Genomic DNA, 12,847 nt, shown 5'->3' with positions numbered 1-12,847 from the left:
TGTCTCATGCGATATTATGGTATTCTAATTCATAAAGTAGTTGCCCAAATTTGCTATGAAACGATGTTTCCTTTTTTACATTTATTTCGTCACTAAATGGATAAAATATACAATCACCCCAATAACCATTTTCGACAACAGCCTTAATTTTCTAGCTATATCATGTATAAAGCCAAAGTTAATCATTTTAAGGAGGATTTCCATTCGATGATATTCGCAGCATTAATACCACTTATTTTTGCTATTTTCGTTCCGTCACTAAGCAAAATTAAGCATAAAATACATACAGGCATATTTGTTTTTTTTATCCCCTTTAGTATTTTTCTATATTTTATCCGCTTTGTTGGAAATGATTTCACCCCTATTAGGCAGGAGTATAACTGGATTCCTTCATTAGGTATCAATTTTGATTTCTACTTAGACGGACTAAGTTTATTATTTGTATTATTAATTAGTGGTATTGGTTCACTAGTTGTATTTTATTCCATTTATTACTTACACGTATCGGAACGATTAGGGTCGTTTTACGTGTATTTACTTATGTTTATGACTGCCATGCTTGGAGTCGTTTTATCTGATAATGTATTTGTTTTATACACCTTTTGGGAACTTACATCAATCTCATCATTTCTATTAATTGGGTATTGGCATTATCGAGAACGCTCTAGATATGGGGCACAAAAATCCATGCTCATTACAATTTTCGGTGGACTAAGTATGTTGGGTGGCTTTGTATTTCTTACTGTTATTACAGGTACTACGAGTATTCAAGCCATGATTGCCCAGGCGGATGTAATTTTAAATAGCAATTATTTACCATTAATTATGGGATTGATTCTTTTAGGTGCATTTACTAAATCAGCTCAGTTTCCTTTTCATATCTGGTTACCTGATGCAATGGAAGCACCTACACCAGTTAGTGCATACTTACATTCGGCAACAATGGTTAAGGCTGGTATCTTTTTAGTAGCACGTTTCTCACCTATTTTTGCAACATACGAATGGTTCTTTATCATTGTTAGTATCGTTGGGATTACAACACTATGTTGGGCTTCTTACATGGCAGTAAGACAAACCGACTTAAAAGGAATACTAGCTTTTTCAACGATAAGTCAGTTAGGTATGATCATGGCTATGTTAGGTTTTGGTACGAAAGCAGCAGTATTTGCAGCTGTATTCCATATATTAAATCATGCAACCTTTAAAGGGAGTTTATTCATGCTCGCAGGTATTATCGATCATGAAACAGGTACGAGGGATATCCGTAGGCTTGGTGGATTACTAACCATTATGCCCATCACGGCGACACTTGCTCTATTTGGAACGTTTTCGATGGCGGGTATACCACTACCATTTCTAAATGGATTTTATAGTAAAGAGATGTTCTTTGAATCAATACTTCATTTAAATGAAATTACTAATCCTATCGCAGATGTTTTAATACCTTTGATTCCATATTTAGCAGTATTAGGAAGTATCTTTACTTTTGTATATTCCATGTATTTCTTCTTCGGTGTGTTTACAGGTCCGAAGCAGTTAGACAAATTAAAAATAAAACCGCATGAGGCTCCAATCGGTATGTTAATATCACCTATCATTCTAGTGCTTGGAGTTATCTTGATTGGTCTCTTCCCAAATATGGTCAATGGTACTTTCTTAATCCATGCAGCGGAATCGGTAAACAGTGCTGTAGCCATAAAAGATATTTATTTTTGGCATGGTTTTATACCTCCACTGTATATGTCATTAGCTGTAGTAGGAATTGGAACGGTTCTATACCTTACTCGTAAAAAGTGGAGTAATGTGTATCATGTACTACCAGGGAAAATGAGCATGAATAAGGTGTATGATTCGCTCGTTAAAAACGTGGATTTATACTCAGCAAAGCTGACGAATACTTATATGACTGGCTCGTTAAAATATTATATGTCCATTATATTAGTAGCTATTGTACTTGTAACATTTTTCGTCATGCTAGGAACAAATGGCTTCCGTATCGATTACAGTAACCTTGCTGAAATTACATTTATAGAAGTTGCTGTTGTTGCTGTTATCATTATAGGTGCATTAGCAACGATCTTCACAACATCTAAATTAGGAGCTATTCTAATTACTGGTGTAGTTGGTTATGGTGTAGCAACATTATTTGTAATCTATCGTGCACCAGACTTAGCACTTACTCAATTGGTAATCGAAACTGTATCTGTTGCCTTATTCCTACTTTGCTTCTATCACTTACCAAAGTTACAGAAGCGAGACGAATCAATGGGTTCAAAGTTGAGAAATGGGGCAATCTCGATTGCTTTTGGTGCATTAATGACTATCATAGCCATTTCAGCACATAGTACGGAAGGTTTCGACCCTATATCAGACTACTTTATCGAGACTGCGTATAAATTGGGTGGTGGCCATAATATCGTAAACGTAATCTTGGTGGATATGCGTGGCCTGGATACATTATTTGAAATTGCTGTATTAGGTATTGCAGCACTTGCAATCTTTAGCCTCATAAAATTACGTCATAATAAGGAGGCAGAAAAATAAATGGAAATTATCATTGCAATTTTATCTGGCGTGCTAATGACTACAGGAGTGTATAACTTATTACAAAAGCAATTCCTCCGTATTGTCATTGGTACCGTTCTTTTATCACATGGCGCACATTTGTTTATTTTAACGATGGGAAAATTGAAAACTGGAATGCCACCTATTCTAGATGGGGCTATCGAAGATTATACCGATCCCCTACCACAAGCCTTGATTCTTACTTCCATTGTTATTAGCTTTGGAATTACAAGTTTATTATTAGTACTTGCATATCGTACAGCGAGAGAAAACGATACAGATAATATGGAAAAATTAAGGGGTACAGAAAATGAGTAACTTAGCAGTATTACCAATAATTATCCCATTAATAGCAGGGATCGTTGTTGCTTTATTTAACGCTAAAGTAGCAATTTCACGGACATTAACAAAAATATTATCCATCATTAGCTTAGGTGTTGTTTCCTATATTTCGTGGATTGTATTTACGGAAGGATCGATCATTTTAGAAACTGGTGGTTGGGTTGCACCATATGGGATTGTACTTGTTGCTGATCCACTCGCAACGATACTTGTTTTAACTACAAACATTGTTGCTGTTGCCTGTGCTTTTTATGCTCCACATTCTTTAACTTTAAAACAAGAACAACACTATTTTTACGCTTTTTATTTCTTTCTCATTTCAGGTGTGTCTGGAGCATTTTTAACTGGCGACTTATTTAACTTATTTGTTTTCTTTGAAGTTCTGTTAATGGCTTCCTATGCATTAATCGTATTAGGTGGAGACAAAATTCAGTTAAGAGAATCCATTAAATATGTTTTGATAAATTTATTTTCATCTATTTTATTTGTTACCGCAGTTGCATTTATCTATGGAACTGTAGGTACTGTTAATATGGCGCAAATAGCTGAAAGAGTTCAAGAAATGGAGCAGGGAGGAATCTTAACAACAATTGCTATTCTATTGTTTTTTGTGTTTGCTACAAAGGCAGCACTATTCCCTCTTTACTATTGGATGCCAAAATCCTATATTGTACCTAATGCAGTAGTCTCTGCGTTATTTGCAGCATTATTAACTAAAGTAGGAATTTATTCGATTCTACGTGTTTTCTCGTTAATTTTTGTACATCAGATTGATATAACACACCAAATGTTCATATGGATTGCTGGTTTGTCTATGCTTTTTGGTGTTATTGGGGCGTTATCAACCAATAATATTAAATTAATTATTGCCTATAACATTATTCCGGCAATTGGTTTTATCATTATGGGAATAGGTGTGTTTAATCAAGATGCACTCAGTGGATCTATTTATTATTTAATTCACGACATGATTATTAAAACGGCATTATTTTTGATTGTAAGTGCTATAGCGTACGTTGCTGGAACTTCTGATTTACGTAAAATGGGAGGTTTAATACATTATTACCCTGGCCTTGGATGGTTGTTATTTATCTCAGCGATCATATTGGCCGGAATTCCCCCGTTTAGTGGTTTTATAGGTAAGCTTCTATTGATAAAAGGAGCAGTATCTAACGATGAAATAACAATAGTAATTATAACCCTACTTACTAGTTTGTTGATTTTATACTCTGTCATGAAAATATTTATTCGTGGATTTTGGGGTGAAAAAGATGAATCAGGTAAATATGATAATAAGAAGCCAATAAATGGATTGATCGCACCTATTATTTTCCTATTAGCGTTTTCAGTACTTTTAGGAGTAGGAGCAGAATTAATTTATCCATCCATAGATTCTATTTCAGCCTATTTACTTGATCCACAACTTTATATTGATTCTGTGTTAAAGGAGTAACTAATTATGGCCTTTCAGATTGTTATCAATTTAGTCATTGCTTTTATGTGGATGTTTTTAAGTGAATCCTATTCAGCACCTAGCTTTATTGCCGGGTATCTTTGGGGAATTCTCTTATTGCTCTTACTTAATCGCTTCATACCAGGTACATTTTATTTACGCAGAGTAGGTAAAATCATCCGATTAATTCTCTTATTTATTAAAGAATTAATCCTATCTAATTTTGATATTATTAAAATTGTCTATCAACCTAAACCAGATATCGAACCTGGAATCTTTGCATTACCAACAGAATTAAAAGGAAATTGGGAAATTACGCTTCTGGCAAATTTAATTTCATTAACACCTGGTACTCTTTCGGTTGCTATATCAGAAGATAATTCCCATATTTTTATCCATTCGATTCACATAGATGATGTAGAGGAATCCATTCACGCAATCAAAAGTACGTTTGAAAGAGCAATTATGGAGGTGACAAGATGACGGAAACATTATACCGTGCAACGGAATCAATGCTCGAAGTATCATTAGTTATTTGCTTTATTGCCATTTCGATTTCACTTTTATTATTGCTTTATCGAATGATTGATGGACCAACTAGTCCAGATCGAGCTGTAGCGCTAGATACCATTGGGATTAACCTTATGGCAGTTGCCGCATTAGTTGCCATCTATTTGGTAACACCAAACTTGAATGATGTCATCTTGCTAATTGCAATCCTAGCTTTTCTGGGGACAGTAGCAATCGCCAAATACTTAGAAAAGGGTGTTATTATTGATAGAGACTTGGATTAATATCATCGTAAATATCATCATAATCATCTCTTTACTATTAGGTACCTTTTTCATTCTATCTGGTTCAATTGGTATTGCTAGGTTTCCCGATATTTATATAAGATTACATGCTGCTACAAAAGCTTCTACGTTGGGATTAGCAGGAATCTTAATTGGGGCATTCCTCTTCCTATTTATTGAACATGATATTGTGAGTGGTAAACTATTATTAGCGTTAGTTTTCACTTTATTAACAGCCCCTGTTTCTGCTCATATGATTTCACGAGCGGCACATAAAGTAGGAGTAAAGCCTATTACTAAAAATAGAAGAGATGAATATGAAGAAGCAATGAGAGAAAAACATAAATAACATTACTTTTAGAGAAGCTATTATAAATTAATTAGCTTCTCTATTTTTATTGCTATAAGTGGAATTAAGCAGGATTTTTTGCGAATTCACATGAAAAATTGAAGGTAAATTAGCAACCGTCTAGTAATAATTAGACACTAATAAAATTACACTGTTTCCCTTGTTAATTAACTTGTTAAAAACTTTGAATTACACAAGAAAAAAGGACAATTAGCTACGCAATAGTCTATTCATCCTCTCTAAATATATGCTTGATGAGCTTATCACTTTTAAGAAATGCCTCAATATAAAGTACTGTCTGAAAATAAATGAACAACTGCTACTTTTTCATCAATCGTATCATTTCGCTGGAGAAGTAAAGAGATTTTTATTAAACAATCGTGCCCTTATGTTTAGGCTTGCTTCTCAAACACCCACATTTTTGATACATCTTGATAACCCAATTTTAGGTATAAAGGATGCCCCATTTGACTGGAAGCAAGTACACTCTTGACAGCGCCTTCCTGCTTGGCATCAATAAGCATTTTTCGGCAAAGTGCTTCAGCCATTCCTTTGCCCCTATGAATTTTTGAAGTAAATACATTATCCAAAAAACATACCTTATTATCTAATAGTAAATAGCTTCCATGAGATACCGGATGCCCGTTTTCCTCACAAACGTAATAATGCAAATTTGGATCATCTAATTTTGTAAGATCGATCACAGTCTTATCGAAAAAATGATTGATGCGTCGAGCTTCTTCTTCGGTTTTGACACGCTTTATAATCTTGTTTTCTATTTCAAAAGACCAGCTATCCAGATTTAAAATCATAAGAATATCTGTACTTTTTATGGTATATCCCTGCTTATCATAACTATATGGTTTTTCATCAGAAAATACAGTAAGCCAATAGTCTTTTTTGATGCCATGTTTATTTATGGTTTCCATAACGGGAGCAGGATTTGCATTATAAACGAAAAACTCATCAGTTCTGCCAGCAACAGTTGTACCAAATGCAAGATGTTTTATAGAATCGTAATCATATAATTGGCTCGCAGGTTGACGGCTACAATAAAACTCACCACGAACAAAAAAATCAATAGCTTTTTTTAACTCCATTATTTCCCCCATAAGAATTCCTCCAATTCACATGTTCAACAATATGGCCCGATTGCTGAACAAAGATCAATCAGGACTCAACTAACCTGACCGTTCGTACAATTAGCAAAAACTTTAGATTGGTACTACACATTATCAATAGATAGTTCATATTTCTTTATTTAGACATTTTATCTCAGAGGTTATTTGCTCCCAACTCCTATTGTATTCATCTACTTCACACGTATAGATGGCTTTAGTAAAATTCATAATTTCTTCTTTAGTATTTTCATCTACAGTTTTTTCACTTTGAACACTTATCAACTTAATCTTATCTTGCAGAGTCTGAAATACTGCCAGAGTTTCTTCAGGAATTCCTTCTATATTAGGAGCGCTTATACGGTCTATTCCTTCCTCTAGTTCACGAAATTTTGACGCGATTTCTTGGATTATTTGTTCATCCCAGTCTACTTCTTCTGCTTCTCGTAGTCCAAAATAGATCAAAAAACCTCTCAAAGGACTTTCAACCTCTAATTGATAAAAGTACATGTTTTTATTATCTAATTTTTCTTTCTCATTTGCATACTTTTCTCGCTCGGCAAAATAAAGAATAGAGATAACTAATAAGATTATAGATAATATCCAAATGATTATTGGGCTTAAACGTCTATCTGAATACTTATCTGTCATAAAATATATCCCCCCCTTTACGAATATTTAACGTTTAAATGTTTAATGTAAATTTCTTTTTAAGTTAATCTGCCTCTATAGTTCAATAACCGATTGTTCTTTCTGAGCTAATTATTGCATCCTTTACTTGAATAGGCTGTATTATTCGAAGACACCATCTTCAAGGAATGTAATTGTTCCCTGAGTAGTATCTAGAACCACTTCAATCCCAATTGGAAATACATGCGATGGGAAGGTGTGTCCAATGTCAAAATTAGAAAGTATAGGTATATTCGTATCTCCAATTATTTCAATAAGTAATTCATCGAGTGAAAATGGTGAACCTAAATCATTGAAATGGTCATGTTTCCCAATTACCAAACCTGCAATTTCATCAAAAACTCCAGCAACCTTTAACATACTTAGTGAACGTTCTTGAATAGCCATATCCTTATAGCCGTCTTCAATAAAGAGTATCGCTCCTTTTAATTTTGGAAAGTATTCTGAACCAAAGAATCCAGTCATCGTATTTAAATTTCCACCAATCAATTTTCCTGTGGCAATCCCTTCACGCAGCGGAATCCAACTTTCATTGTTGAACATTTCTTTTTCTCTATCTTGTGAGTTCCAATCTAACCTTTCCAACGGTACTTCTAGCGAGAACGGAGCTCTCTTCTTTAATTTCACTATATCTTCAAAATACTCTTTTCCCTTTGGTACCATTTCAGGAAATTCACCGAATGAAGGGATAATAGCAGGACCATAAAAAGTAGTTAATCCTGTTTTAGCATATATACCTAATATAAGAGCAGTTACATCACTGTATCCCATTACAACTTTAGGTTTGTTTTTTAAATATTCGTAGTCAATATAAGGTAGTAAGGAATTAGAATTTAGCCCTCCATCTGTGCTTAAAATTGCTTTTACATCGTCATTATAAATTAACTCATTTATTTCTTCGGCTCTTGCTCTAATTGAACTTGAACGATAAGATTGTATTTCCCTCGTACAAGAACCCTCTACTATATTAAATCCCAATTTCTCTAACTGAATTAATCCTCTTTGATATCTTTCCTTATATAGAACTGGTGCTGGAGACGATGGAGTAATAATGCCAACAGTATCTCCTCTTTTCAAAGATTTAGGTTTCAACAAAGAATAACAACCTTTCCACGACAGATTTATTTTCATGAAGTATCTTAATAGTCCATTAACTTTTTAAACAATTTGCTCCGTTAGTACAATAAGTTCAACAAAAGCGAGTTAATCATTCTTAGAACTCCGCACCTGTTAGATGAAGACTATTCCATAAGTCATATGTTATTGCATAATTTGGATTTTCTTCGATTTAAGCCCATATACTAAAATCTTCTATATAGATTTTCTTATTACTGAAAAGTACTATCCAATGTTCTTCAGAAGATTTACCCTTGCTCATCACTTGAATGTTTTCAGTAGTAGATCCAATTACAGGGTTTTTGATTAATAGAACAGCATAGAAAAACCAATTAAAGTAATTATAATAATTAACTCAACTTTCGGAGTTAGAAATACCAACTTAAACCTTTTAAACCAAACTTTATAACCTGTTTTGGTATAATAAAACAGAAAATATGAAGTTGCAATTACTTAACGACACGGTACCGTAGGTGGGTTTCGCTCGCAAAGGCATCTGTTTCTATCCGCTCCAACTTAATACGCTGTCCGAGCCCGCCAAATAATGAAATGCCGTCACCCAGCAGCAGGGGTACTACATGTAATTGGATTTCATCCACTAGGCCAAGCTTTAGGCACTGCCGGGAGATGCTACCTCCCAAAAGCGCTACACTCTTATCACCGGCGGCGGCTTTGGCCGCTTCGACTGCATGCGTAATGTCATTTACGACAAAAGTATAGGTTGTCCCGTCCCTTTCGACCGGTTCATGAGCCTCATGAGTCATTTCGAATACCGGAACCTTCAACATACCACCGTACGGTATCTCACCTTCCTCGATGGTCTGCGTCTTGTTAGCGCCACCGACTACGGCGCCTAATTCTTTCATAACTTTACTAACGACCGCTTCATCTTCGTCCACAGACGAAAAGCCGAACATCCAATCAATGCCTCCGTTAGTATCGGCCATAAAGCCATCAAGTGTTATGGTCGCATGAATAATAACTTTCGCCATTTTACTACCTCCCTCATCCTTTATTTGTGTTCGCAACATAAATTTAACAGTACTCTCAAACTTATTAATCAATAATTTACATATATTAACTTATTCCACGCCAAACCCAAAAAACCCTTCTTATTGAACTACTTCGTTAATTTCAGTACATATATTCACAAGCTCTATTTACCATATCATATTTATACAATATTCAGAAACAAGCAAAAGAAAAGTTGGTATAAGGTTTTCTATCCTTACACCAATTCTACGTGATTTAATTGTGTTTCTGTGGAATATTTTAGCGCGATTATAGAGAATATTTATTTCGTTATTAACTATTTTTCCTCCCGTATCCGAATCCGCTTCTTAGGAATACCGTTTTTTAGGCATGGGCTAACGCCATTCATAATTAGAAGATAATCATCACCGGATGTAGAATACGAAGAATCCTCGAAATTACAAACCAATGTTCTACGTGCGATGTATTGCTGCCAAGGCATTCCTTGGGCCAGCGATTACTCGGCCCACCGAAAACATTTGTCCTGTGGGAAGAGCATGTGTCCCAAGACCTCGGAAGAAGTGGTTTTTCTGGCCGCGCCCACGGCAAAGTAGACACTGTAAAAGCGACCTAAGCTAGAACAGATGTCGTACATATGCTAGAAGTGAAAGCTCAAGTATTCTGACGGAGCGGCTTTCTAACACTCGATTGAATAAAAGTGTGAAAGTAAATAACGCTAAAGTTATGTCGCAGTTTATATAAATACTGCAGCAAAATATGCGAAAGATCCTTTTTATATTCATGCAAAAATAATTATAAATAATTGCTCGTATAGTTTTATGGGACAGACACAAATACCACTTTCGCTTCATAGTGTGGATATATAGGCATAAGCCCAACTGACGCTTTAGGAGGTGTAGTGTTTGTCCGGAATATTAAGTGTCCTTGCATTATTAATAAAAGAAGCGCTTTTTTTTGTTTCTTATGTTAAGAATCATGCTTTTCCACAACCTCTTTCATCAGAAGAAGAAGCGAAATATATTGAAGAGATGCAAAACGGAAGTGAAACTGCCAGAAATAAACTTATTGAACATAACTTGCGGTTGGTCGCCCATATTGTAAAGAAATTCGAAAACACGGGAGAAGATATGGAGGATCTCATCTCCATCGGAACTATTGGCTTAATTAAGGGAATTGAGAGCTTCTCTGTTGGAAAAGGAACCAAACTTGCAACCTATGCAGCAAGGTGTATAGAAAATGAAATTTTGATGCATCTACGTGCGCTTAAGAAGGTAAAGAAAGATGTTTCCCTTCATGACCCTATTGGTCAGGATAAAGAAGGGAACGAAATTAGTTTAATCGATATTCTTGAAGCTGAGAATGAAAATGTTATCGAGTATATTCAATTAAATATGGAAATTGAAAAAATGCAGGACTATTTTTCCATTCTTGATAAACGTGAAAAAGAAGTCATCGTCTATAGATATGGATTAAATGACCACAAGGAAATGACCCAAAGAGAAATTGCCAAAAAACTTAATATCTCCAGAAGCTATGTTTCTCGTATTGAGAAAAGAGCATTAATGAAAGTTTTTCATGAATATTTCCGTAACGAAAGAAGAGCATAATAATCAAATAGGTAGTGTACGAATGGAATATATAATAAAAAAATGAGCGTATATGTTACGTACGCTCATTTTCCGTTATAATTCTCTTTATTTTCACATATTGAATAGAAAATACCAATCCCACGATTAATAACGTTCCGGAAAGGTATAATAACTTTTCTCCATTTTCTGAAGGGTAAACAAAAACATTATTTACACCACCAAGAAAAAGGTACGTACTGAGTAAGATTAACGTTATGATAAATCGCTGATAGTCTTTTAATTTTGATTGTAATTTCGTCTTGCTATTCAAGTTACCTTCCCCCTTATAACGCATCATAACACATTATTTAATAGGGAAAGGAAGGTAATTGATGGCAATGGCCGTCGTTTTACTTATTTTTGATCATGGATATAATGATCTCCGAAGCATTTCGTGCGGCCATATCTAAAAATTCCTCAAAGGACACCGAAGATTCTTTACCCGCTATGTCAGATAATGCTCGTATGACAACAAACGGTATATCATATTGGTGACAAACCTGTGCTACAGCAGCTGCTTCCATTTCAGCAGCGATCATCTCCGGAAATTTTTCTCTTACAAATTTAACACGCTCAGGATCATCCATAAATGAATCTCCTGTTGCAATAATTCCTTCTTGTGCTTGTACCTCTAGTTCAGAGACAGCATTCATTGCTTTATCGATTAACGCTTGGTCTGCTTCAAATGCTGCAGGCATCCCTGGAACTTGTCCATAAACATAATCAAATGCAGTAACATCAACATCATGATGTACAACACGATTAGAAATGACAATATCTCCTACTTCTAAAACATTAGAAAAGCCTCCTGCAGAACCAGTGTTAATAATGCGAGATGGCGTATATCGTTCTAGTAATATTGTCGTTGCCATCGCAGCATTTACTTTCCCAATTCCTGATTTTAGTAAAACGATATCTTTATCATAAAGTTTCCCCTTCATAAATAAACAATTCGCAATCGTCTCTTCTTGTATATCCGTCATGTTCTCTTTAAGAATTGCTACTTCTTGATCCATAGCTCCAATAATACCGTACGTCATGATGCTGTACCTCCTGATTAAGATTAATCCTTGTCATTTTCCTGTAATACCTCAACTAGAGTAGGTTTCCATCCTTCATGATCTACCCAAGTGAGATAAACGCGATAATATTCAGTATTAGCACTGTTTGAAACAGTTCCTATTGCTTTTTGTTCCCCACCATTGCCGATAAACCATGTAATCATGTTTTCCTCTACTAAACCTGTGGCTAATCTTATCGCCTTTTCCATCTCCATCCAATCCTGTGAATCCACAACAAACTGTGTAGTATGTGGACCTTCCTGTTCTGTTCCAACTGGTTGCCAATTACCCGTATAAGCATCTATTACATTTTCATCATCAGATACTGGGTCTGCTTCCTCTGTCTCAATATCTTCTTCATGGGTATTTTCTTCATTAGTCTCTGTGTTTGATTCATAGGTATTTTCTGTTTGCTCTTCATCTGCTCCGTCTTCGGTAGCGTTATTGTCCTCTGAAGAATCACTATCTTCCTCTTCATTATCCTCTTCTATTATAGAGCTTTCCGTTTCTTCATTATTATTTTCATCATTACTAGCTTCCTCTTCATCGTTACCGCCGAAGATCCAGAAACCTACTAATACGACTATTAATAACCCACCTAATAATAGAAGGACAGAAATAGCTTTGGTATTTTTTCTTCTTTTTTCAAATTTATTAACTCTTGTATATCTATCAAAGTTGCTCATGATATCTCCCTCCCCTATCTATACTTTATTATAGTACCATATTTTATATGCA

At 35.0% G+C, this 12,847-nt stretch carries 14 protein-coding genes; 7 read left to right on the top strand and 7 right to left on the bottom strand.

Annotation, left to right across the window (positions count from 1 at the left end; translation table 11 throughout):
- The first annotated feature begins 207 nt into the window (after positions 1-207).
- Genes ACFSTA_RS11860 through mnhG form a run of 6 tightly spaced genes read left to right on the top strand, consistent with a single transcriptional unit; the run spans position 208 to position 5,503 of the window.
- Positions 208-2,544 (top strand): Na+/H+ antiporter subunit A, encoded by a 2,337-nt coding sequence (locus tag ACFSTA_RS11860; RefSeq protein ID WP_377556918.1) that lies wholly within the window; start codon positions 208-210, stop codon positions 2,542-2,544.
- Positions 2,545-2,883 carry a Na(+)/H(+) antiporter subunit C gene (locus ACFSTA_RS11855; protein WP_377556917.1) on the top strand — a complete coding sequence of 113 codons (339 nt, stop codon included), beginning with the start codon at positions 2,545-2,547 and terminating at the stop codon, positions 2,881-2,883.
- On the top strand, positions 2,876-4,360 hold the full coding sequence (locus tag ACFSTA_RS11850) for a Na+/H+ antiporter subunit D (protein ID WP_377556916.1): 1,485 nt from the start codon (positions 2,876-2,878) through the stop codon (positions 4,358-4,360). The genes ACFSTA_RS11855 and ACFSTA_RS11850 overlap by 8 nt, the downstream gene beginning before the upstream one ends.
- Before the next feature lie 6 nt (positions 4,361-4,366).
- A complete protein-coding gene (locus ACFSTA_RS11845; protein ID WP_377556915.1) occupies positions 4,367-4,843 on the top strand; it encodes a Na+/H+ antiporter subunit E in 477 nt (158 codons plus the stop codon).
- Positions 4,840-5,154 carry a Na(+)/H(+) antiporter subunit F1 gene (locus tag ACFSTA_RS11840; protein WP_377556914.1) on the top strand — a complete coding sequence of 105 codons (315 nt, stop codon included), beginning with the start codon at positions 4,840-4,842 and terminating at the stop codon, positions 5,152-5,154. Before ACFSTA_RS11845 ends, ACFSTA_RS11840 begins: the two co-directional genes overlap by 4 nt.
- The gene (gene mnhG, locus ACFSTA_RS11835; protein ID WP_377556913.1) at positions 5,135-5,503 is read left to right on the top strand and encodes a monovalent cation/H(+) antiporter subunit G; all 369 of its coding nucleotides are present in this window, start codon (positions 5,135-5,137) and stop codon (positions 5,501-5,503) included. The genes ACFSTA_RS11840 and mnhG overlap by 20 nt, the downstream gene beginning before the upstream one ends.
- 392 nt (positions 5,504-5,895) lie before the next feature.
- Here the strand turns inward: mnhG and ACFSTA_RS11830 are convergent, their stop codons facing one another.
- The 4 genes from ACFSTA_RS11830 to ACFSTA_RS11815 form a co-directional block, all read right to left on the bottom strand.
- The gene (locus ACFSTA_RS11830; protein ID WP_377556912.1) at positions 5,896-6,615 is read right to left on the bottom strand and encodes a GNAT family N-acetyltransferase; all 720 of its coding nucleotides are present in this window, start codon (positions 6,613-6,615) and stop codon (positions 5,896-5,898) included.
- A gap of 135 nt (positions 6,616-6,750) precedes the next feature.
- The gene (locus tag ACFSTA_RS11825; RefSeq protein WP_377556911.1) at positions 6,751-7,272 is read right to left on the bottom strand and encodes a hypothetical protein; all 522 of its coding nucleotides are present in this window, start codon (positions 7,270-7,272) and stop codon (positions 6,751-6,753) included.
- Positions 7,273-7,413: 141 nt separating this feature from the next.
- Positions 7,414-8,406 carry a S66 family peptidase gene (locus tag ACFSTA_RS11820; protein WP_377556909.1) on the bottom strand — a complete coding sequence of 331 codons (993 nt, stop codon included), beginning with the start codon at positions 8,404-8,406 and terminating at the stop codon, positions 7,414-7,416.
- Positions 8,407-8,876: 470 nt separating this feature from the next.
- Positions 8,877-9,419 (bottom strand): dihydrofolate reductase family protein, encoded by a 543-nt coding sequence (locus ACFSTA_RS11815; protein WP_377556907.1) that lies wholly within the window; start codon positions 9,417-9,419, stop codon positions 8,877-8,879.
- A gap of 903 nt (positions 9,420-10,322) precedes the next feature.
- Here ACFSTA_RS11815 and sigK point away from each other — a divergent pair.
- Positions 10,323-11,027 carry an RNA polymerase sporulation sigma factor SigK gene (sigK, locus tag ACFSTA_RS11810; protein WP_377556905.1) on the top strand — a complete coding sequence of 235 codons (705 nt, stop codon included), beginning with the start codon at positions 10,323-10,325 and terminating at the stop codon, positions 11,025-11,027.
- A 55-nt stretch (positions 11,028-11,082) separates the two neighbouring features.
- Here the strand turns inward: sigK and ACFSTA_RS11805 are convergent, their stop codons facing one another.
- The 3 genes from ACFSTA_RS11805 to ACFSTA_RS11795 form a co-directional block, all read right to left on the bottom strand.
- Positions 11,083-11,319 (bottom strand): YrhC family protein, encoded by a 237-nt coding sequence (locus ACFSTA_RS11805; RefSeq protein WP_377556904.1) that lies wholly within the window; start codon positions 11,317-11,319, stop codon positions 11,083-11,085.
- 79 nt (positions 11,320-11,398) lie between these two features.
- Positions 11,399-12,088, bottom strand: a complete 690-nt coding sequence (gene mtnN, locus ACFSTA_RS11800; RefSeq protein ID WP_377556903.1) for a 5'-methylthioadenosine/S-adenosylhomocysteine nucleosidase — start codon at positions 12,086-12,088, stop codon at positions 11,399-11,401.
- 23 nt (positions 12,089-12,111) lie between these two features.
- Complete coding sequence (locus ACFSTA_RS11795; RefSeq protein ID WP_377556902.1) at positions 12,112-12,795, bottom strand: YrrS family protein; 684 nt, start codon at positions 12,793-12,795, stop codon at positions 12,112-12,114.
- Positions 12,796-12,847 lie beyond the last annotated feature (52 nt).

Source organism: Ornithinibacillus salinisoli, from assembly GCF_042684965.1.
GTDB lineage: Bacteria > Bacillota > Bacilli > Bacillales > Amphibacillaceae > Ornithinibacillus > Ornithinibacillus salinisoli.
Note: the sequence above shows the minus strand (reverse complement) of the source record. Positions and strands in the feature narration are given on the sequence as shown.